General features: G+C 45.6%; 18 protein-coding genes and 1 tRNA gene. 17 read left to right on the top strand and 2 right to left on the bottom strand.

What is annotated here, in order from left to right:
• Window positions 1-50: 50 nt before the first annotated feature.
• The 6 genes from recC to V6259_RS17745 all read left to right on the top strand — a co-directional run bounded on the left by recC (window position 51) and on the right by V6259_RS17745 (window position 11,632).
• Complete coding sequence (gene recC, locus V6259_RS17770; RefSeq protein ID WP_341585665.1) at window positions 51-3,413, top strand: exodeoxyribonuclease V subunit gamma; 3,363 nt, start codon at window positions 51-53, stop codon at window positions 3,411-3,413.
• Window positions 3,410-7,099, top strand: a complete 3,690-nt coding sequence (recB, locus tag V6259_RS17765; RefSeq protein WP_341585664.1) for an exodeoxyribonuclease V subunit beta — start codon at window positions 3,410-3,412, stop codon at window positions 7,097-7,099. The genes recC and recB overlap by 4 nt, the downstream gene beginning before the upstream one ends.
• Window positions 7,086-8,984 (top strand): exodeoxyribonuclease V subunit alpha, encoded by a 1,899-nt coding sequence (recD, locus tag V6259_RS17760; RefSeq protein WP_341585663.1) that lies wholly within the window; start codon window positions 7,086-7,088, stop codon window positions 8,982-8,984. The genes recB and recD overlap by 14 nt, the downstream gene beginning before the upstream one ends.
• 157 nt (window positions 8,985-9,141) lie before the next feature.
• Window positions 9,142-10,149 (top strand): tryptophan--tRNA ligase, encoded by a 1,008-nt coding sequence (locus tag V6259_RS17755; RefSeq protein WP_341585662.1) that lies wholly within the window; start codon window positions 9,142-9,144, stop codon window positions 10,147-10,149.
• Between the two features lie 13 nt (window positions 10,150-10,162).
• A complete protein-coding gene (locus V6259_RS17750; protein WP_133011504.1) occupies window positions 10,163-11,029 on the top strand; it encodes a Tim44 domain-containing protein in 867 nt (288 codons plus the stop codon).
• A gap of 96 nt (window positions 11,030-11,125) precedes the next feature.
• Window positions 11,126-11,632 carry a chemotaxis protein CheW gene (locus V6259_RS17745; protein WP_207923226.1) on the top strand — a complete coding sequence of 169 codons (507 nt, stop codon included), beginning with the start codon at window positions 11,126-11,128 and terminating at the stop codon, window positions 11,630-11,632.
• Window positions 11,633-11,749: 117 nt separating this feature from the next.
• Here the strand turns inward: V6259_RS17745 and V6259_RS17740 are convergent, their stop codons facing one another.
• Window positions 11,750-13,048, bottom strand: a complete 1,299-nt coding sequence (locus V6259_RS17740) for an inosine/guanosine kinase (protein ID WP_133011505.1) — start codon at window positions 13,046-13,048, stop codon at window positions 11,750-11,752.
• A gap of 85 nt (window positions 13,049-13,133) precedes the next feature.
• Here V6259_RS17740 and V6259_RS17735 point away from each other — a divergent pair, with 85 nt between their 5' ends.
• Together V6259_RS17735 and trxB are read left to right on the top strand one after the other, a co-directional pair.
• Complete coding sequence (locus V6259_RS17735) at window positions 13,134-13,886, top strand: HesA/MoeB/ThiF family protein (RefSeq protein ID WP_341585661.1); 753 nt, start codon at window positions 13,134-13,136, stop codon at window positions 13,884-13,886.
• Window positions 13,887-14,041: 155 nt separating this feature from the next.
• A complete protein-coding gene (trxB, locus tag V6259_RS17730; protein WP_341585660.1) occupies window positions 14,042-14,995 on the top strand; it encodes a thioredoxin-disulfide reductase in 954 nt (317 codons plus the stop codon).
• A gap of 151 nt (window positions 14,996-15,146) precedes the next feature.
• Here the strand turns inward: trxB and ppa are convergent, their stop codons facing one another.
• Window positions 15,147-15,677 (bottom strand): inorganic diphosphatase, encoded by a 531-nt coding sequence (ppa, locus tag V6259_RS17725; RefSeq protein WP_133011661.1) that lies wholly within the window; start codon window positions 15,675-15,677, stop codon window positions 15,147-15,149.
• Window positions 15,678-15,885: 208 nt separating this feature from the next.
• Between ppa and ihfB the strand changes: the two genes are divergently transcribed.
• From ihfB to V6259_RS17680, 9 genes are all read left to right on the top strand, one after another.
• Window positions 15,886-16,191: an integration host factor subunit beta gene (gene ihfB, locus V6259_RS17720; RefSeq protein WP_133011508.1), complete on the top strand. Its 306-nt coding sequence runs from the start codon at window positions 15,886-15,888 to the stop codon at window positions 16,189-16,191.
• 73 nt (window positions 16,192-16,264) lie between these two features.
• Window positions 16,265-16,588 carry a LapA family protein gene (locus tag V6259_RS17715; RefSeq protein ID WP_341585659.1) on the top strand — a complete coding sequence of 108 codons (324 nt, stop codon included), beginning with the start codon at window positions 16,265-16,267 and terminating at the stop codon, window positions 16,586-16,588.
• A gap of 5 nt (window positions 16,589-16,593) precedes the next feature.
• A complete protein-coding gene (lapB, locus tag V6259_RS17710) occupies window positions 16,594-17,772 on the top strand; it encodes a lipopolysaccharide assembly protein LapB (protein WP_133011510.1) in 1,179 nt (392 codons plus the stop codon).
• Window positions 17,773-17,880: 108 nt separating this feature from the next.
• On the top strand, window positions 17,881-18,588 hold the full coding sequence (gene pyrF / locus V6259_RS17705; protein ID WP_341585658.1) for an orotidine-5'-phosphate decarboxylase: 708 nt from the start codon (window positions 17,881-17,883) through the stop codon (window positions 18,586-18,588).
• A 132-nt stretch (window positions 18,589-18,720) separates the two neighbouring features.
• On the top strand, window positions 18,721-19,068 hold the full coding sequence (locus V6259_RS17700; protein WP_341585657.1) for a ComEA family DNA-binding protein: 348 nt from the start codon (window positions 18,721-18,723) through the stop codon (window positions 19,066-19,068).
• A gap of 223 nt (window positions 19,069-19,291) precedes the next feature.
• Window positions 19,292-21,319 (top strand): excinuclease ABC subunit UvrB, encoded by a 2,028-nt coding sequence (gene uvrB, locus V6259_RS17695; RefSeq protein ID WP_133011513.1) that lies wholly within the window; start codon window positions 19,292-19,294, stop codon window positions 21,317-21,319.
• A gap of 49 nt (window positions 21,320-21,368) precedes the next feature.
• Window positions 21,369-21,551, top strand: a complete 183-nt coding sequence (locus V6259_RS17690) for a hypothetical protein (protein ID WP_133011514.1) — start codon at window positions 21,369-21,371, stop codon at window positions 21,549-21,551.
• A 101-nt stretch (window positions 21,552-21,652) separates the two neighbouring features.
• A tRNA-Val gene (locus V6259_RS17685) sits at window positions 21,653-21,729 on the top strand.
• A gap of 295 nt (window positions 21,730-22,024) precedes the next feature.
• On the top strand, window positions 22,025-22,276 hold the full coding sequence (locus tag V6259_RS17680; protein WP_341585656.1) for a hypothetical protein: 252 nt from the start codon (window positions 22,025-22,027) through the stop codon (window positions 22,274-22,276).
• Window positions 22,277-22,341 lie beyond the last annotated feature (65 nt).

The raw sequence follows: 22,341 nt of genomic DNA, 5'->3' as shown, positions 1-22,341 counted from the left end.
AACGCTGTCTGCTTTTTCTTACTTCCATTGCCGACAACAAGGATCCGTGCATGTTTCAGCTTTACACAGGCAACCGTCTTGAAGATTTGGCGGTTTTGCTGGCAAAAATATTGGCGCTTTCTCCGCCGCAAAACCCGTTCGAAGACGAACACATTCTTGTGCAAAACCCTGGCATGGCGCAGTGGCTGAAAATGTCGATTGCGCAATCTCATAGCATTGCTGCTGGGTTAACTTTTCCACTTCCTTCTACTTTTGTTTGGCACAGCTTCGCGCAAACCTTATCGGACATTCCGGGGCAAAGTGAATTCAACAAGCCCTTTCTGGTCTGGCGTTTGATGCGCTTACTCGATGCACGCTTGTCGGAAGAGGCGTTTCAGTCGTTAAGCTGGTATTTGCAAGACGACGACAGTCAAGTGCGTCGCTTCCAGTTGTGCAGCAGCATTGCTGATATTTATGACCAATATTTGGTCTATCGTCCTGATTGGATCAAGGCGTGGGAAAGTGGCGGTAGCGACGATGAAAAGCTAACCGCTTTATTTGAGCAGCAGCCTTGGCAAGCTATTTTATGGCAGGATTTGGTGGCGGACATTAGCCAACAGGGTGAGTCTCTTTACCATCGTGGCAACTTGATTGAAGCGTTGGCCGATGCCACCAAGTCACAAACTCGTCCGGTAGGAATGCCAGAGCGGATCTTTATTTTTGGGGTGTCTTCATTGCCGCCCAATACGCTGGAATCCCTGCGAGTGCTGGCGTCGTCTGGTTGGATCGAAATGCATTTATTTTTGCAGAATCCCTGCCGTTTTTATTGGGGGGATGTGGTCGACAAACATTACCTAGGGCGAATCATCAAGCGCCAGACATTAAAGCCGGGTCTTAGCATGGAGACCTTGCATTTGGATGCGAATCCATTGTTGGCGAGCTGGGGGCGATTAGGTCGCGACTACATTGCACAGCTACAAGAAATGGCCGATGGCGAGCTGGAAGTGTTTGAGGATTACCACAACGAGTCAAATTATGGTTTGTTGCAATGGGTTCAGCAAGATGTGCTCACGTTAGAAAATCATGGCTCGGCGGAAGAGCGAAACCCTGACATTCAGAGTGCTGAATACCGCCATCCGATTGCCATCGACGATCATAGTGTGCGGGTGCATTTGTGCCACAGCCCGCTGCGAGAGGTTGAGGTGTTGCACGATCAGCTGTTGGATATGTTTGAGCGTGACCCTAGCTTAACGCCGAAAGACATCATCGTGATGTTGCCCGATGTAAACACTTACAGTCCGTTTGTTAAGGCGGTTTTTGGTGGTAAAGGCAGTGGCCAAGCACAAGGCCGTAAGAGAATTCCGTTCGCCTTAATAGATCAGTCTGGCGGCATGGAAAATCCGATTGTGGATGCTTATTTGTATCTGTTGGGGTTAGGCGAGAGCCGTTTTACCTTATCGGAATTGATCAGTGTATTGGAAGTGCCTGCGGTATTAGCGAAGTTTGAACTGACCGCCGCAGAGCTAGAGCGCATTCGACAATGGTCGGCCGAAGTGGGTATTCGCTGGGGGTTAGACGCCCACACGGCGGAGCATCATTCGTTACCTAGTCAAGAGTCCCACACTTGGCTCAATGGCGTGCGTCGTATGTTGTTAGGTTACGCCATGGGCCACGATCATATTTGGGAAAACACCTTAAGCTATGGCGATGTGGAAGGTTTAGAAGCCGCGGTGGCTGGTAAGTTAGCGGAGTTTTTATCGGCGATTAATCAAGCACAACAAGGTTTGCAAGCATCGCTCACGCCGAAAGAATGGGTCGAGACGCTTTACTCATTAAATGAGCAATTCTTTTTGGTCGATGAAGACGACAGCTTTCCTGCTTTGTTGACTAAGCAGTTAGACACCTTAACCTTGCAATGGCAACACGCCCATTTTGATGACAAATTAGAGCAGCAAGTAATACGTCAGTTGCTCACGCCTATGTTGCAAGAAGCCCAAGGTGGGCAGCGTTTTCTAGCTGGAAGAATCAATTTTTGTACTCTAATGCCGATGCGTTCGGTGCCGTTTAAAGCCATTTGTGTGCTGGGCTTGAACGAAGGGGATTACCCAAGAAGTGTCGCGCCAATGGGCTTCGATTTGATGGTGGGTAACTACCGCAGTGGTGACCGAAGCCGTCGTGAAGATGACAAATACCTGTTTCTAGAAGCCTTAATGTCGGCGCGTGAATGCTTTTATCTGAGCTATGTGGGCAAAAGTATTCGTGATAACAGCGAGAAAAACCCCTCTATTTTGGTCAGTGAACTGCTTGAATACATGGCGCAAAGTTGTGTGTTTATTGGCGATGAGAGTCTAGTGCCTGAAGCGGCGCAACAAGCGTTTTTAGAAAAGCTCATCATTGAGCATCCGTTGCAGCCTTTTAACGAACGCTACTATCAGCAAGACACGCGCTTATACAGTTATAGTGAGCAATGGCTGCCTGCTTTGATCGCCTCTCAGATAGACCTAGAGGCGCCGTTAATGTCGCCATTAGCGGCCCAAGAAAGTACTCGAACTGAGTTGCCACTCGACGAGTTGTCGCGCTTTATGGGCAATCCGGCGCGCTACTTTACTCAGCGTCGGTTAAAAGCATTTTTGAGTTTGCGCGAAGAGGAAGAGTTTGAAGATGAGCCATTTACCCTAGAAGGCTTGTCTGGTTATTTATTGCGAGCAGACATGCTGGAAGCGCTGTTACAAGGTGATGATGAGACCTTTTTTAAACGACTGCCTTTGATGGGGGTATTGCCCTATGGCGCTTTTGGTCGGCTCTCGTTACAGCAATATCAAGACCAATGTCGGCAGCTGATTGAGGTGCTACAAGGCTACGCGCTTGAGTCGTGTGCGCCATTGGAAGTGAACCTGACTATCGGCTCGATCGCTTTGCAGGGCTGGCTCACATTAGACACAGCAACGACGCGTTTGTCGTATCGTATTGGCGATCTTTCTGCCCATCAAAAAATGCAAACCTGGGTCGAGCATCTGGCTCTGTGCGCGCAAGGCACGCCAAAGCAGCACCATCTGGTGAACTTAGCGAAAAACGGCAAAGTCACCCAGCATGGCTTTATTATAGTGGCGCCCGATGAAGCGAAAACGCACCTTGCGCAAATCATCAGCCTGTTGCAGCAAGGTTTGTGTGAACCTATCCCTTTGCCATCAAAAAGTGCGGATGCTTGGTGTAAAAGCTATTGCGCTTCGAAAACCGCCGAAGACGAAGAGGCGGCTTGGCAGCAAGCGATTAAAATCTACCAAGACAGCAGCAGTGCGTTTAGTAATAGCGAAGTGGAAGACGCTTATTGGCAGCGTTATTTCCCTTCTTTGGTTGAGCAACGCGAACGCTTTACTCAGTTATGTGAAACGATTTGGCTACCGATGCACCGCCATTTGGAGTTGTTTGAATGAGTGACATGACGCAAGCAGACAATTCTGCTGACACCTCAATAGTGGCTAATCAGTCGGTACAATTACTGGACGCCTTGACCTTTCCGCTTTTCGGCAAGCGCTTAATTGAAGCCAGTGCGGGCACCGGAAAAACCTACACCATTGCCAACTTATATTTGCGTTTGTTAGTGCCAACCGGACAGGCAGGCGATTTAGACAAACCACTAACGGTAGATCAAATCCTAGTGGTGACCTTTACCGAGGCTGCCACAGCGGAGCTAAAAGCACGTATTCGTGGTCGTATCCGAGTGGCGCGTAAAGCCTTGATGATGGGGGAAACAAACGACGTATTTCTAAAAGACTGGTTGGCTGGCATGAATGACAACCAGCAGTCTGACGCGATTGAAAAGCTCCTCTACGCGGAAAAACAAATGGACGAGGCCGCGGTCTTTACCATTCATGGTTTTTGTCAGCGGATGCTGAGCCAGAATGCGTTCGAAAGCCGCATGTTGTTCCAGCAAACCATAGAAACCGACGAACAAGCCCCCTTATCGATGGCGGTAAAAGACGTTTGGCGCAGTGAGTTTTATCCATTAGACGACAGCAAAGCGGCGCTGATTAAGCCTATTTGGTCTTCTCCTGATGCCTTACAAAAAGATTTGTCTCTGTTGCAGAATCAGCCAGACGCCAAGTTAGTATCGCCGAATTACGACTGGGAAAACGCCTTAGCCGAGTCTCAGCAAGCGATTGAAAAGGTGAGAGCGGCATGGCTTGAGCAATCCCAAGACATTATTGACGCATTAGAACAAAGCGGCATTAAACGCACTTTCTGGCGCAAAGACCCATCCAAAGACATACAGGCGATGACCCAATGGGCTCATTCGACGCGTTTTGAATTGGACAAAAGCCTTGAGAAATTCGACACCAGTGAACACGCCACGCGTTTGAGTAAAAATGGCGAACTGCCAGCGCATCCGTTTTTTGCCTCGGTACAAGCGCTAAGAGAGTCTTTTCCTGAAGCCGGGCGTTTAAAAGCGGTCTTATTGCAGCAACTTTGGGTCAAAACCCAAGAGCGCATGGCACAATGGAAACGCAGCACGCAGTCACTGACCTTTACGGATTTGCTAACGTCGTTGGACGTGGCATTAGGGCAAGACGAAGCGGGTAATCTGGCGGAGCGTATTCGTCATTTGTATCCGATTGCCTTGATCGACGAATTCCAAGACACGGATGCGGTTCAATATCGCATTTTCTCCACGATATATAAGCCAGCGGACACGCAACAAAATACCTTGGGCCTGATTATGATCGGTGACCCAAAGCAAGCCATCTATGCGTTTCGTGGCGCGGATATTTATACCTATTTGTCGGCTAAGCAGCGTGTTGATAGCGTCTATTCCTTGGCGACTAATTACCGCTCTTCGGCGGCGATGATCCAGTCAGTAAATGCCTTATTTACCACCCATGACGCGCCTTTTCGTGTGGCGGGCATTCCGTTTGTCGAAGTAGAAGATCGTGGTGTGGCAGGGCAATTCTCTCGTCATGGTGTGAGCCAACCTGCGTTGCAGTTTTTGTATCAGCAAAGTGATGAGCCGATTTCGAGTGCGCAATATCGCGCCACCATGGCGGACGCCTGTGCCGCGCATTTACACGCCATCTTGCTAGAAGGGCAAACCCAAGCTGCGTTAATTGGTGAGCGAGGCGTGCGACCGAAAGACGTGGCCTTGCTGGTGACTAACTTTAGTCAAGCCAATGCCCTGAAAGACGCCTTGCGCCAACGGGGTATTCCCAGTGTTTATTTGAGCGATAAAGGCTCGGTATTTGAAACCGTCGAAGCGCGCGAGTTATTGATTGTTCTGACGGCGATTTTGTCCAACGCCCAAGAAAGTAAAATGCGCTCAGCGCTGGCAACCAGCTTGGTAGAATGGTCATTAGAAGAGCTGGATACGCTGAATCACGATGATGTCGTGTACGAAAAATGGGTGCAGTCTTTCCAAGGGTATTTAGAGTTATGGGAAAACCAAGGTTTGCTCCCCATGCTGCGCGAGTTTATGACCGATGTGGATCTTGCCACGCATATGTTGCGTCAAATTGGCGGCGAGCGAAAGCTCACCGACTTTTTGCATCTGACTGAAAAACTCCAGCAGAAATCCCTAGAGCTGGACTCCAAAGAAGGCGTATTGCGTTATTTGCGCTTGGCGATTCAGAATCCCAATGGTGACAGTGACGAACAAAAAATCCGCTTAGAAACCGACGCCGAACTGGTGCGGATCGTCACGATTCACAAAAGTAAGGGGCTGGAGTATCCGATTGTGTATTTGCCGTTCGCTTTAACGCCGTTTCAAGATAGAGGCAAGTCTGCGCTTTATCATGATGATCAACAGCAGTTGTGGATTTCCATCGACCCAGACGAAGACGAGTCTGAGCGCCATAAAGAAGAGCTTTACGCCGCAGAAATTCGCTTGGCGTACGTAGCGCTAACACGTTCAAAAGAGGCCTGTTTTATTGGTTGTATGGAGGTGGGTAAGGGCGCGACTAAATCCCGAGAGGCGATTTGTGATGTGCATTTGAGTGGTGTTGGCGCCTTGTTATGTGAAGGTGAGCCACTTGAGGCAGGGGGACTAGTGCCGACTATTGGGCGCTTAGTGAGCCGTCATCCAGACGGTAAAATGAGTTTGGTGGATCTGCCCAGTGACGCGCCAGAATTGCCACGTTTTAAAATGCTTGAGACGCGTCTTAGTGAACCTCAAGCGCGGCGTTTTAGCGGCCGTATAGAGCGCGATTGGTGGGTGGGCAGTTATTCTTCTTTGGTGGTGGAAGCCACTGAGAAAAACGATGAAAGCTTGCCTGGCTTAGATGAAATGACGCGACTTCAAGATCCATTTGATGATGAATTAGAAGACGTTGCTCCGCTTGTAGATGCCTCATTAGAGCCAGAGCAGAACCGTTTTAGTTTTCCGCGAGGTGCTAAGCCTGGGACATTTTTGCATGACACACTTGAAGGCAAAGGCATTCAAGAGGTGGTCCATGACCCCAGTTTTAGAGACTTACTAAAGTTGAGTTATCAAACCAATATGGAGGCGTTTTATGAGCGCCAAGGGTTTGGTGAGTGGCGCTCTGTATTGAGTGATTGGTTGGGTGACATTGTGAATACTGAAGTGATTTCAGGGGTAAGCCTTGGCGATCTTCCAGTCTCGTCTTGCCGCAAAGAACTGGAGTTTTTTATGCCGGTCAATGGCATGAATGCGCTGCAATTAGACCGTATTGCACGAGAACACGATGCGGTTTCAAGGTCCGCGCCGAGCATTCAGGATCGGCCTTTGAAGGGCATGCTAAAAGGCTTTATCGATTTACTCTTCGAATGGGAAGGGCGTTATTACGTGCTGGATTATAAGTCGAATCATTTAGGGGATGACTTTGCCGATTACCAAAGCGATGCGCTTGAGCATGCGATCGCTGAGCACAGATACGATTTGCAGTACCAGCTTTATACCTTGGCATTGCATCGTTTGCTTAAGCAACGGTTGCCAAATTATGACTATGATGCCCGCGTCGGTGGTGTGGTTTATTTGTTTCTACGAGGCATGACGCCGGGCCAACAAACGGGCATTTTTAATACTCGATTATCAAAGCAGCATGTCGACGCATTGGATCACTTGTTTGCCGGTGAACTATCACAGGAGGAAGGCCAGCTTGGACTTTTCTAATCAATTGGATTTATTAGCGCAGGCAGAACCAAGCTCAAGCAACCGGTTATTGGTGTGGCAAGAGCAAGGGATATTACGAGCGATTGACTGTCAGTGGATTGAACAATTGGCCAGCCACGCCAATGAATCCCACGACGCGGTGCGTGTTGCCGGTGCGTTGTGCAGTGCGTATTTAGGGGCTGGGCATATTTGCATCGATTTGGCCGTACTTTGGCATAAGCCGCCAGAAGGGGTGACGAACGCAGAATTGAAAGCGCTGTTAGCGTCTAACGGCGTGTATTCGGTGGCGGATTGGTGTAATACGCTGGCGCAAAGTTCGCTGGTTAGTGTGGCTTTGCCATTGGCTGAAAAGCCCATGGTATTAAGTGGCACGCGCTTGTATTTGTACCGTTATTTTCAATACGAGCAGCAAGTACTTAGCTACCTTAAACATCATGCTGGCGCGACGCCTTTTGAGCCGGATGCGGCGATTATTGATCGCTTATTTCCTAAAACATCCGCGGCGATAGATTGGCAAAAAGTGGCGGTTGCCAATGCAGCGAGTTTGCCCTTTTCTGTGATCAGTGGCGGCCCTGGAACAGGCAAAACCACCACAGTGACCAAGTTGTTGGCTTTGCTTGTGTCGCAGTCTGCTGCGCAGGGCAAATTATTGAGAATAGAGTTGGCAGCGCCTACCGGAAAAGCGGCGGCGCGATTGACTGAATCCATTGCCAATGCCAAAAGTGCATTGCCATTAGCAAAAGACATTAAAGCCGCGATTCCAGAGCAAGCCAGTACTTTGCACCGTTTGCTTGGCAGTGATTTTGGTCGCAGCCGTTTTAAACACAATAAAGACAACCCGCTGCATTTAGATGTGCTGCTGGTGGATGAAGTCTCCATGGTGGATTTGCCGATGATGGCGAAGCTGATCGATGCTTTACCGCCTCATGCTCGGCTGATTTTATTGGGTGATAAAGACCAGTTGGCCTCAGTGGAAGCGGGTAGTGTACTGGGGGATTTGTCGTTAGGCATAGAAACGGCGTACTTTCAGGCGGACTGGGCGCAGCGATTAACTCAACTTACTGGCGAAAATGTCAGTCAGTTTGCGAATCCTGACGCGCCATTAATTAGTCGCTCGTTGACCTTATTGCGTACCAGTTATCGTTTTGATGCCAACAGCGGCATTGGGCATTTGGCAAAAGCAATGAACGCAGGCGACGCACAAGGGGCGATTTATCAGCTGCAAAATAACCCGCACGATGTGCATTGGCAGGTGCCGACAGAACAGCAGACGAAACCGGATATTGCGACCTTAGCCAAAGGCTACGACGAGTATTGGGACGCAGTACGACAGCAAAAAGACATCGCCGCGCTTTATCAGGCTTTCTCTCGTTACCAAATTTTGACCGCGGTGCGTCAAGGTGAATTTGGGGTTGAGCAAGTAAACAAACATCTTGAGTTGTATTTTTATCAGCGTGGGAGAGTGAAAGATCCTCATGTTTGGTATCCCGGAAAAGCCGTCATGCTGACGCGCAATGACGCCAGCTTAGGCTTGTTTAATGGCGATATTGGCTTGTGTATGCCAGATGAATCACAGCGTTTACGAGTGTGGTTTATGCAGCCGGATGGTTCTTTTACAGGCTTGTTGCCGAGTCGTTTAAGCGCATTTGAAGTGGTGTTTGCGATGACGGTGCATAAATCTCAAGGTTCTGAGTTCGAGCGTGTTGCTTTGTTGTTGCCGCTGACGCCTTCTCCGGTGTTAACACGAGAGTTGATCTACACCGGAATCACTCGAGCAAAGCAAGATTTCACCCTGTGGGGCGCGGCGCATTTGGTGACTGCGGCGGCTAAATCTCGGATTCAGCGCAACTCAGGTTTGCCGGATGAACTTTGGCCGAACGCTTGATAATAGAATATTTGACTCCATTAATTAATATACCTTGTTGCCCAATGCGTTAGAAAAGCAATATAAGGCTTTTGTAAGATTCTTGCTGTGATTCTTTTATGGTAGGGTAGGCGCAAATTTAGACACTAAATACAGTAGAAAGAGAGTAGTAGCAGTAATGTCAAAAGAAATCGTTTTAACCGGTATTACAACCTCAGGTACACCACACCTAGGAAACTACGTGGGTGCTATTCGTCCAGCAATCGAAGCAAGTCGTCAAGAAAATACCGACGCTTTCTTTTTTATGGCCGATTACCATGCTTTGATCAAATGCCAAGATCCAGCGCGTGTTCAGCAGTCTCGCCAAGAAATTGCAGCGACCTGGCTTGCTTGTGGCTTAGACACAGACAAAGCGACCTTTTACCGTCAATCCGATATTCCAGAAATTGCTGAACTGAACTGGCTACTGACTTGTGTGACGTCAAAAGGTTTGATGAACCGAGCGCACGCTTATAAAGGTGCCGTAGACGCGAACCTAGCCGATAGCCAAGATCCTGACTTTGGTATCACTATGGGCCTGTTCTGCTACCCAGTATTAATGGCGGCGGATATTTTGGCGTTTAATGCCAATAAAGTGCCTGTGGGTCGAGATCAAATTCAACACATTGAGATGGCGCGCGATATTGCAGGTCGTTTTAACCACTTGTTTGGCCAGCACTTTACCTTACCTGAAGCGGTTGTTGGTGAAGAAGGCTCTATTTTGAAAGGCTTAGACGGCCGCAAAATGAGTAAAAGCTACAACAACACAATTCCACTTTTTGATACTGAGAAAAAGCTTCAAAAAGGCATTAATAAGATCAAAACTAATCTGTTAGAACCAGGCGAAGCGAAAGATCCAAACGACTCAACTGTGTTTGATATCTATAAAGCCTTTGCGACACCTGAGCAAACGGCTGAAATGCGTCAGAAATTTGCAGATGGTATTGCTTGGGGGCAAGCGAAGAAGGAACTTTTTGAGTTGATCAATGGTCAACTAGCTGAGCCTCGTGAAAAGTATTTAGAACTAATGGCAAATCCTGCTCAGGTTGAAGTTATTCTTCAAGCTGGAGCAGAAAAAGCACGAGCTCGTGTGCGTGGATTCATTTCAGACCTTCGCAATGCTGTTGGTCTTGTAAGCTTTAAATAATTTGGAGAGTTTTGTGAAATCGACTGTATATGCCATGTTAATGGCGTTTGTCTTGGCGATAGGTGTTGGTGGTTTTAGTGCCGATGTTCAAGCTAAGAAATTTGGTGGTGGTAAGAGTTTTGGGAAAAGCTTTTCTTTTTCTAAATCAAAAAGCAGCAGTGCTTCCACTATTCCTAAAGCAACCAATACAGCCGCTCCTCAAAAACGTGGATTTCTTGGCGGTTTAGGCGGTGGTTTACTAGGTGGTTTGTTGGCGGGTGGTATTTTTGCTGCGCTAATGGGCAGCGGTGCATTTGACGGTATTTCATTTGGCGATATCTTATTATTCGCAGTAATTGGCTTCTTAATCTATAAGTTGTTAATCGCACCAAAACGTCGTGCTGCACAGGCTCAAGCGGCAGGATACGGCAACACTATGAACAGTGAAGCGCCAACGTCGACACGTGATCAATTCAAGGCTTCTCCTATGTCTGGTGTTTCTGGATTTGGTGGTGAGTCAGACATTAAATTACCACCAGGTTTTAATGAGCAAGCGTTTGTAGCTGAAGCGAAAAATCATTACATCGCTTTGCAAAAAGCATGGGATGATAATAACTTTGATGAAATTCGCAGCTACGTAAGTGCCGATTTGTTAACAATGTTACAAGGTGAAAGAGCGAATCATGGCGAAAATATGCCTCGCACTGAAGTCATTTCATTGATGGTTGAGCTTGTACGTGGTGAATATATTGGTTCGATTGCGTCAATTTCATTAAGATTTTCCGGCTGGATTAAAGAGGGTGATCAAACCTCTGATACTAATGAAGTTTGGCATCTAGAAAAAAATATGTCGGATGAGAAAGGCAATTGGACTATTGTTGGTATACAACAAGATAGTTAATTGTTTTAGAATTCTGCTAATACCCCTACAACGGATGCGTTCTTAACGGGTGCATCCGTTTTATTATTTTAATTAAATCGAATACGGACGTACGTCATGTCAGAATTAGCGCCTATTAAAGCATCTGGACAAGCCTTAGCGGAAAGCAAAAAGGGCGAATTATTGCAGTATCTTACTTTTAAATTGATTGACGAAACTTACGGTATTAACGTCCTTCAAATCAAAGAAGTGCTTCGATACAGTGAGATAGCTCCGGTTCCTGGCGCAGCTTCTTATATTTTAGGTATCGTCAATCTACGCGGTAATGTTGTGACAGTGGTCGATACGCGTGTTCGGTTTAGTTTGCCAGAATGTGCTATCACGGATGACACTCGTATTATTATTATCGAGCATGATGGCGAGCAAATTGGTTTATTGGTTGATGCGGTTCAAGAAGTGTTTTATCTATATCAGGGTGAAATTGAGCAAAGCCCTAGTGTGGGTAATGACTCCGCGTTGATGTTTATTCAAGGCGTTTATCAGAAAGAAGATGAGCTGGTTATTCTTCTTGAATTGGACCGTATGTTTGAGCGTAATGAAGCGCTTGGTATTGAAGCAATGTAAGTAAATCACGACTAAGTTCGAGATTTTACGAAAAAAAAACCATGCTTCAAAAAAGCATGGTTTTTTTTGTCTAACTATTTTATTTAATGTAATGGTTCTTTCTTTTGTCGTCCGATTTTAGCGTTCCCAGTAAGCTTCTTCTAAGCTGTCTTCTCTTTCTGGTAGACCGCGTGATAAGCGTGGGGCACTCTGCACTAGAATTTCATAACTCACGCGGTTAGCGTATTTACAAATCTGGGCAAATGACGAATACGCAAGAAAAGGTGCTGCGTGTTTACTTGAGTTAGGTTGCGCTTCGCGATGGAAGTGATTAGCAGATATGTCATGCAGTAATGCAGACAAGGCGCCATCACCAGCACCATTGGTGTTGCGGATCTTCTCGGGGCCACCCATGTAAGGGTCGATGTGAGAAAAGACTTTAATAGGGTTGTCACAAGCTTGACGCATCATTGGACGACTAAATTCCCAACGGTTGAAATCGGCAACATTAGCGGACTTTATTGGATTAGTCGTTTCTCGCTTTAGGGTGTCTTCTGTGTAGCCACATAAATACAAACCATCTGGCCCAGCGGTGAGTAATACCATGTCCACATAGTCGAGAATCGCATCGGCGGCTTGCAATGGGTCTGAAAAGCCAGTGAGCGCTTCCGCTTCAAGTTCGTTCATCGCCAAGACGTTTACATCACGTTTGATCAGCTCAAGTAGCTCATCACGATGATCTTCGACGAGGTGTTTGGTGCCTAAGGTTAGTACCGTCGGAATCTGATGTTTGTTGGCATAAGACATGGCCGTCAGCATGGCTTGCTTGATGGGTTTTCCTTGGTGGCGCAGTGGGTAAGCACAGCTAACAAAGGCAGCGGCACCGGCAATAATGTCTTCTGGGATATGTTCATGGCTAAGTTCATCCATATCGCCAGGTGCAATCGCAAAAGTGCGTTCGCCGTCTGGAGTAATTAGGGTAATGCCGCGGCCAATGTCACCACTCACGCCGTGCAGATGATTCATATCAACCTTGCTGCTGGTGTGGCAGATGTAGTGATAAGCAGGCGAGCCTAATGCGATATGAGAAGACATTACACCGAGCAGTACTGATTTATCATCCGCTAAAACGGAGTAGTTATGGATGGTGTTGCCTATGGTTCCACCGGCAAAATGATCAGAAATGCTTTGCTGTGCGGTCAATTCTTCATAGATTGCGGAAGCCGTATCGACATCAACAAGATTGGATAATCCTTTTTTAATGTTAAACGTTGTTAAAAAATCATCACTGATGTTGGCAATAACATCGACAATGGTTTCATCTAGCCCGACAATATAGGTGTCTTTATCAGGACGAACTTCAGAGGTAGGCAAAATAGGTTTTGCTTCAGAAACTGGAAAATAGTGTTTGATCTTACGTCTACCTGGGAATTTCATGCTTTTGTCCGCTGATAAGTTGATGGTTTTATTTTATCAAAACATTGACCGTTCGGGCAGTTATCTAAAATAAATGTAGAGAAAAATGAACGAATTACAGCTTGATAGATACAGTCGACAACTTTTACTCCCCAGCTTTGATATTGAAGGGCAGGTTGCCTTATCAAACGCAACAATTTTGGTCATTGGAATGGGTGGCTTAGGTAATATAGCCGCCACGTATTTGGCCAGTGCCGGTGTTGGTGAGTTGATTCTAGCAGATGGCGATCGTCTAGAACTCAGTAATTTACCGCGACAAGTACTTTACAATGAGGCTTGTCTTGGCCGTAACAAAGCAGAGGCGGCGCTGGCAGAGCTTACCGCGAAAAACTCAGAAAGCCATATTCAGGTTATTGCAGAGCATTTAGCAGGAGAGGCTTTATCTCATGCGGTAGCTAAGGCCAGCGTGGTATTGGATTGCACGGACAATTATCAAGCCCGTCAAAGTATTCATCGAGCTTGTTTAAACAATAAAACACCGCTCGTTAGCGCCGCGGCGATTCGCTGGGAAGGGCAATTGATTAGCTTTCTCTATGATCAGGATACATCTCCTTGTTATGAATGCCTTTACCCCTCTATGTCTGATAATCAGCTCAGTTGCAGTGAAAGTGGTGTGATCGGCCCTGTAGTGGGTTCTTTAGGTGTATTACAAGCGCTGGATGCACTCAAAATTGCCAGTGGATGTGGTCGAGTTGAGCATGGCTTACTGAAGTTATTTGACGGTTTGGAAGGGCGTTGGCGTGAAATGCGTTTAACTCAAGACCCAGAATGCGCCTTTTGTAGTAGTCACATCGGCTAAGCAAAGAAACGGTGCGCTTGAAAACTGATAGAAGATCCCTATTTTAGTTATTAATATTTTTCGCTAAGTATTTGTGACGCAGATTCGTTAGAATTCACCATAAGAAATTAATCTGGCGAGAGCGTCAGAAACATTCATCTACAGGAGATAATTGCATGAGCGATGTAAAGCACGCCAAATTAATGATTTTGGGTTCAGGCCCAGCAGGTTATACCGCTGCTGTTTATGCGGCTCGCGCCAACCTAAACCCTGTAATGATTACTGGTATGCAAATGGGTGGTCAGCTGACGACTACCACAGAAGTTGATAACTGGCCTGGCGACGATCAAGGTGTGCAAGGTCCTGAACTAATGGAGCGTATGCGCAAGCACGCTGAACGCTTTGAGACTGAAATTATTTTTGATCATGTCAATAAAGTAGATTTGAACAACCGTCCTTTCCGTCTAGAAGGTGATGACGGCGTCTATACTTGTGATGCCTTGATTATTTCAACGGGTGCTAGTGCTCAGTACCTTGGTCTTGAAAGTGAAACAAAATACATGGGTCAAGGCGTTTCTGCTTGTGCGACCTGTGATGGTTTCTTTTATCGTAACCAAGATGTTGCTGTGATTGGTGGTGGTAATACTGCGGTTGAAGAAGCGCTGTATTTGGCGAACATTGCAAAAACCGTTACCGTGATTCACCGTCGTGATAAGTTCCGTTCTGAAAAAATCTTGTCTGATAAATTGCTAGAAAAAGCGAAAAACGGCAACGTAAAAATCGAATGGTTCTCAGAACTTGATGAAGTGCTAGGTGATGCGAATGGTGTGACTGGTGTTCGCATTAAGAGCAGCCAAACAGGTGAGAAGAAAGATCTTGCGGTTGCGGGTGTATTCGTTGCCATTGGACACAAGCCAAATACCGATATTTTCCAAGATCAGTTAGACATGAAAGATGGTTACCTTAAAGTACAAACAGGTTCACAAGGTAACGCGACACAAACCAGTATCGAAGGTGTGTTTGCAGCAGGCGATGTGAGCGATCATATTTATCGCCAAGCGATTACGTCAGCTGGAACAGGTTGTATGGCTGCATTGGATGCAGAGCGTTACCTAGATTCTCTTGAATAACTGGTTATATAGAATAACGGGCGATCTAGGTTATTTAGAATAACGGATGCCTGAGTTAAGAACACAAAAAAACCGATCCTAGGATCGGTTTTTTTAGGTCAGTTATAAAGTGAGTGAAAGGTATGAATCGCCTTTCTTGATCTACTTTTTATTACTGAGCGTTGTAAGCTTCTACGCCTTCAACTAGAGCTTTCTTCGCTTCTTCAGCGTTTGCCCAGCCTTCTACTTTTACCCATTTGCCTTTTTCAAGCGTTTTGTAATTTTCGAAGAAGTGTTCGATTTGGTCGCGTAGCAATTGTGGAATGTCGTTCACATCTTGGATATGACCGTATTCTTTGCTTAGTTTCTCGTGAGGAACAGCAACCAATTTTGCATCAATGCCAGCTTCGTCAGACATGTTTAGCACGCCAACAGGACGGCAGCGGATAACAGAACCTGCTACGACTGGGTAAGGTGTGATAACCAAAACGTCAACTGGGTCGCCGTCATCAGCCAAGGTGTGGTTTACGTAACCGTAGTTAGCAGGGTAAAACATTGGCGCGGTCATGAAACGATCCACAACTAGGGCGTCCATGTCTTTGTCTACTTCGTATTTTACCGGGCTGGCTTGAGCCGGGATTTCGATGATTACATTGATATCATTTGGTACATCTTTGCCGGCAGGAATTTGACTATAGCTCATTGTTTTATCTTCCAGTGGTGTTGAATATGCCGACATTATAAAAGCTCGTTAAGGTCTGCGCCAGTTGTGGAAGCTGCTGTGATGATATAATTTACAAAATTATCATAAAAAAAACCTTAAATTTGCCTGAAAGCCTTATAACTTATTGCTTTCTTTCTAAATTTAGCTAGTCTTACGGAGTGATCAAAATATAATCGCGGAGACAAAAATGACAAAATCTGAGCTGATAGAGCTGTTAATCAATCAGCAATCACACTTGCCAGTGAAGGATGTTGAAGAAGCTATTAAGACAATGCTTGATCATATGTCGGACTCACTGGCGGATGGTGAGCGCATTGAGATCAGAGGTTTTGGCAGTTTCTCGTTGCATTATCGAGCGCCAAGAATCGGTCGTAACCCAAAAACAGGCGAGTCGGTCGAGTTATCGGCTAAGTATGTTCCTCATTTCAAACCAGGCAAAGAATTGCGCGAATTGGTTAATTTGCCAGAGGTTGAGATTAACGAACTTAACTAATTTACGTCTTATGCCTCGAAATTTCTTAGCTATCACGGCATAATATCGCCATTCTAATTTGGTAGGTTTTCTTATGCTTAAATGGCTAAAAAGAGTTGTCCTAACAATTCTGATTGTCTTTTTCCTTGCCGTTGGCGTTTTTTTCGCCATCAGGAACCCACAGCTGATCCATCTTGATTTGGTGTTTTGGCAAGGGCCTGAACTGAGCGTGGCTTTATACACTATTCTGTCATTTACTCTTGGTGCTTGTGTTGCGCTCTTAGTGAGTTCTGTGACCTATTTTCGTAGCGAGCGCCAAGTTCGAGTCTTAAGTAAACGTCTTGAAAAATCACAGAGTGAAGCCGATCGTTTGCGTGCGTCATCTATTGCTCAAGAACTTTCAATAGGGAAGGAGTAACGGCGTTGACCGAAGTTGGGTTATTTATAGTTCTTTTTGCTGCGCTGTTTTTAGGGTGGGCAATGGGACGGAAAAATCCTGCTAAAAAACTGAAGCGTGACAAAAAAAGCGTACCGCCAGACTATTTCCGAGGCCTCAATCACCTACTAAATGATCAACATTCTGAGGCTATTGATGCGTTTGTTGATTCGCTAGAAGTCAATTCAGATACTTTTGATATTCATCTTACACTGGGCAACTTATTCCGTAAAAAAGGTGAAATTCAAAAAGCGATTAATGTTCATCAAAGCCTATTAGCTCGTCCAGAGATTTCTCAGCGTGAAATGCGCATGGTGCAGTTGGAGCTTGCCAGTGACTTTATGTCTGCTGGATTACTAGATAGGGCCAGCCGATTATTACTCAATATGGCGACGTCTTCTAAGAAAAGTGAATTTCACCCTAAGATTTTAACCTTACTCGTGGATCTCTATGAGTTTGAGCAGAGTTGGGAAAAAGCTATTCAGATCAGTACTGAGCTAATTAAAGATTCCCCAAATAAAAAAGAAATTAAACGCTTAGCTCACTTTCATTGTGAGATGGCTGAGATGTTATCGAAAAAAGAGCAATGGAAAGACGCTTATCAACATTATAAACAAGCGTTAGGTGTTGATCCCAGTTGTGTCAGGGCAAGTGTTGGTGCGGCAGATGTCTTGTGTAGTCAGCGCCGTTATCGGGACGCCATAAAAGAATTGAAACAAGTTGCGGAACAAGACCCTGAGTTTATTTCTATTATTATTCCCAAGCTAAAAGACTGTTATCAGCGAGTATGGGGAGGCAGTGGTTTTATTAAGTTTCTCCAAGAGCAAAATCAGAAAAAGCCATCCGCGGCACTGATTTTAGCGCTAGCGAACCATTACATGGAAGATGATAAAGAATACGCGGAGATGTTTTTGGTTGAGCAATTGCGTTCCCACCCAACCGTAAAGGGCTTTAGAGAGCTTATTAATTTACAAATGGGGGAGTCTCGCGGTCAGAACCAACAGCATCTTATTGTTTTGTATGAATTGATTGATCAGTTAGCTCAAGCAAAACCTCAATTTCAGTGTCGCCAATGTGGTTTTTCAGGTTATCAATTACATTGGCAATGTCCAGGTTGCAAAAGCTGGGGAGTCGTAAAACCGATACACGGTCTTGAGGGTGAATAGCCTTTTTTAAGATAAGAAATGCGATAAGTCGAATCGTTAATCCACGTAACACGTCTGCTATTTTTAGTGGTAGCAGAGTGAGTCAACATAGAAAAAAGAGGACCTTGAATGAGTTGTCAATCCCCCATAGTGGTTGCCCTAGATTATCCTACCATGGCGCAATCCATTGAGATGGCGAAACGCCTTGATCCTACTCAGTGTCGAGTGAAAGTGGGCAAAGAATTATTTACCACCGCAGGTCCAGCGATTTTAGAAGCGCTTCATAAATTAAACTTTGACGTATTCTTGGATCTAAAATTTCATGATATTCCAAACACCGTTGCTAGCGCAGTGAGTGTTGCTGCGAGCTTGGGGGTTTGGATGGTAAACGTTCATGCCTCTGGCGGTCGTCGTATGATGGAAGCATCGGTTAATGCACTCTCCCAACGGGCGGACAACAAAACCTTGCTGATTGCGGTAACGGTATTAACCAGTATGGATCAATCAGACCTTGTAGAAGTAGGGATTGATTTGACGCCAGAGCAACACGTAAAACGTCTTGCTGCGCTGGCACAGTCTTCTGGTATGGATGGGGTGGTTTGCTCTGCTCAAGAGGCTTCCATGTTGTCTTCTGAATTAGGCAAAGATTTTGTACTCGTCACGCCAGGTATTCGTCCAGCGGGTTCTGCACAAGGCGATCAAAAACGCATCATGACACCTTCTGAAGCGATGGCAGCGGGAAGTCATTATTTAGTAATGGGGCGTCCTATTACTCAAGCCGCAGATCCGGTCAATGCCTTGATTCAAGTAAATAAAGAGTTAGGTGTTTTCGCTTAACGATTCGCTTACTTGCGCTATCGAATAAAACCTCTTATCCTAAAACCGTTGTTTACTCTTTTTCAATAAGAGTTAGCAACGGTTTTTTATTGGCTGGATGCCTTGGTTTATTTATAAAAAAGGATTTTTATTATGCGTCTAATTAAATGCTTTCGAATGTTCTTACGAAGCTCCCTTCTGATGTTTGTTCTTTCCCCATTTGGCCTTTTTGCGGCTGAACCTCTGGATATTAATACCGCCACAGCGGATCAAATTGCGGCGGTCATGTCTGGTGTAGGAGAAAAGAAAGCTCAAGCTATTATTGATTACAGAGCTGAAAATGGCCCTTTTAAAACGGTCGATCAATTGTCTGAAGTGAAAGGCTTGGGTGATGCTTTAGTTGAGCGAAATAGAGCTCTTGTTCAAGTCTCTGGTAATCAGAACCTGGAAATTCAGGCTACGGAGTCTCAAGATAACAAGGGCCAAATGTCAGATAATTAAAGAGAATCAAACGATTTTATAATCAACTTTATTATTGGTTGTTTCTAAGCCAAGTTAGTCTCTGATTAACTTGGCTTTCTTTATTGATTCATCGCTAAAAATACATTCGCTTTTAGCTGACAAAGCCTACTTGGTTTACGCCCAATTTATTTAGTATTTTCAGACTTGATATCAAAAATTTGCTACTCTATTAAGTTGTTTGCAGCCCCTTAGGAAGAGAACCGTGTCACAAGAATTTCAAATTGTTTCTTCATATGAACCAGCGGGTGACCAGCCCAAGGCGATTGAAAAGCTCGTTCAAGGTGTTGAGTCTGGGTTAGCGCATCAAACCCTGCTTGGTGTAACAGGGTCGGGTAAAACCTTTACGGTTGCAAACGTTATCTCTCAAGTGAAGCGTCCCACTATTGTAATGGCGCATAACAAAACGTTGGCGGCTCAGTTATACGGTGAGTTTAAAGAATTTTTTCCTAATAATGCGGTCGAGTATTTTGTCTCGTATTACGACTATTATCAGCCTGAAGCGTACGTAGCCGCGTCAGATACCTTCATTGAAAAAGACGCATCAGTTAACGAACACATAGAGCGAATGCGTTTGTCTGCAACGAAAGCCTTGCTAGAGCGTGAAGACGTTATCATCGTGGCGACTGTGTCCGCGATTTACGGCTTGGGTGACCCACAATCTTACTTAAAAATGATGCTTCATCTAGATCGCGGCGATCGTATTGACCAGCGTGCCGTATTGCGGCGCTTGGCCGAACTGCAATACACTCGAAACGACTTGGTTCTAGAGCGTGGCAACTTTCGTGTGCGTGGTGATGTAATTGAAGTGTTTCCTGCGGACTCTGAAGACACGGCGATCCGTATTGAGCTGTTTGATGACGAAGTCGAAAACTTATCAATAATCGATCCACTGACGAATAAAACCATCCGTAAAGTACCGCGCGCGACCATTTATCCTAAAACGCATTATGTGACGCCAAAAGAAACCGTTGTCGCGGCTATTGAGCGCATCAAGGTAGAGCTGGATCAACGCTTAGAACAGCTTAAATCGCTGAATAAACTGGTTGAATTACAGCGTCTAGAGCAGCGCACTCGTTATGATTTAGAAATGATGCAAGAGCTTGGCTATTGTTCCGGCATTGAAAACTACTCGCGTTATTTATCGGGTCGAGAAGAAGGCTCACCGCCGCCGACACTGTTCGACTATTTGCCTGCGAATGCGCTATTGGTGATCGATGAATCCCATGTGACCGTGCCGCAAATTGGCGCCATGTACAAAGGGGATCGCTCGCGCAAAGAAAACCTTGTTGAATACGGCTTTCGTCTGCCATCGGCATTAGACAATCGACCGATGCGCTTTGAAGAGTGGGAGCAAATTAAGCCGCAAACCATTTTTGTTTCGGCGACACCGGGTAAGTACGAAGCGGAGCACCAAGACTGGGTAGTAGAGCAAATTGTTCGTCCTACTGGTTTGGTTGACCCAATATTAGAGATTCGACCTGTAGCGACGCAGGTGGATGATTTACTTTCTGAAATAAATAAACGTGCGCCTATTGGTGAGCGTGTATTGGTAACCACACTAACCAAACGTATGTCGGAGGATTTGACCGATTATCTTAGTGACCACGGTGTTCGCGTGCGTTATTTACATTCGGATATCGACACGGTTGAGCGAGTAGAAATTATTCGTGATTTACGATTGGGCGAGTTTGATGTATTGGTGGGTATTAACCTTCTACGAGAAGGTTTGGACATTCCAGAAGTGAGTCTTGTCGCCATTCTTGATGCGGATAAAGAAGGCTTCTTGCGTTCAGAACGCTCATTGATTCAGACCATTGGTCGTGCTGCGCGTAACGTAAATGGCCGAGCTATCCTTTATGCGGACCGCATCACAGGTTCTATAGAACGAGCAATGAATGAAACCACTCGTCGTCGAGCTACACAGGAGGCCTACAACGAAGAGCATGGTATTACGCCGAAGGGTATTACCAAATCTGTCGAAGACATTCTAGAAGGTGCCTACAACCCAGGTGCTGGTAAGCGTGGTAGCAAAGTGAAGAAAGTCGCTGAAACTGCGAAAGACTACCAAGTAGAAAGCATGGAGGATGTAGCGCAAGTGCGTAAGGCCATGATACAACTGCAAAAAGAAATGGTGCTTGCTTCCGAGAGTCTGAAATTTGAATTAGCGGCTGGTTATCGAGATCAAATTCATCAACTACAGCGCAAATTAAAAGACGTTGGTGAAGGCTAATTTTGCTGAGAATTGTATTATAAAAACGACAATAAAATAGAGGAGTGTTATGGCTATCACGCTGCGTAATTACAACATTGTTCGAGTAATTGACAACGGTGTCATCGTGAACTGCACTGTAATTTCTATGTGTTATGAATTTGCTACGGTGAAGTTTCGTGGTAAGGAATACAAGGTTCCTTATAACCTGATAGACGAAGTAGTAGGGCATGAATTACTCATTCCTGTCTGAGCACAAATAAAGAGTTTTCTCTCTGTAAAACAAACACTTCAAAAAAGTGTAAGCAGGGCTTGTCAAAAGCGAGCTCCTGCGTATAATAGCCAACACTTTTTAGGACTATAGCTCAGTTGGTTAGAGCGCATCCTTGACATGGATGAGGTCGGCAGTTCGAATCTGCCTAGCCCTACCACTTATTAAGTAATAACAGAAAGCCTCGATAGTTAGTGATCACTCACAGCATCGAGGCTTTTTTGTATCTGCAAACTGCCTGCAAACAATAAAACTTCCCCAACTCACTTTACTGCCACCTAAAGGGTCGAATTTCTTTTTGTCTCACAAGCCTATTGAAGGCACAAGGCTTCTTCAAAAAGGGCTTTGACCTGACTTTCAGTAATCATACTTCTTAATAGGACACACAACTTAATAACTCAGTATTTTAGTTTTTTTTATGTGGGTGCCTTAGAGAATTTTTTCGGTGTTATAAGGTGACAAATCCATGGCGCAGCGTCAAGCGTTGGTATCAAAGCCTCAGTGGTGACATTGGAATCAAACTCACCAGCCAAGATATACGTAAACTCGCCCGAGATAGCTGGCAAGACATGGGGATCGACTGGGTAATAGGAGAAATGCTACTCGTGAGCGTCCGGGCATCACCATCTAGGCAAGCTCAAATTCTTATCTATTACTTTTTTCCATTTCTGAGTGGCGTAAAACGACAAGTGGGTCTAAGGTTATAGATAGACAGAGAGCAAGGGATTGTTCAAGCCTCCAGGACGGAGGCTCTGTCTTCTTTCAGGATGAT

Origin of the sequence: Marinomonas sp. TI.3.20 (assembly GCF_038155025.1) — a bacterium.
Taxonomy (GTDB): domain Bacteria; phylum Pseudomonadota; class Gammaproteobacteria; order Pseudomonadales; family Marinomonadaceae; genus Marinomonas; species Marinomonas flavescens.
This window is presented reverse-complemented; position numbering and strand designations above follow the sequence as displayed.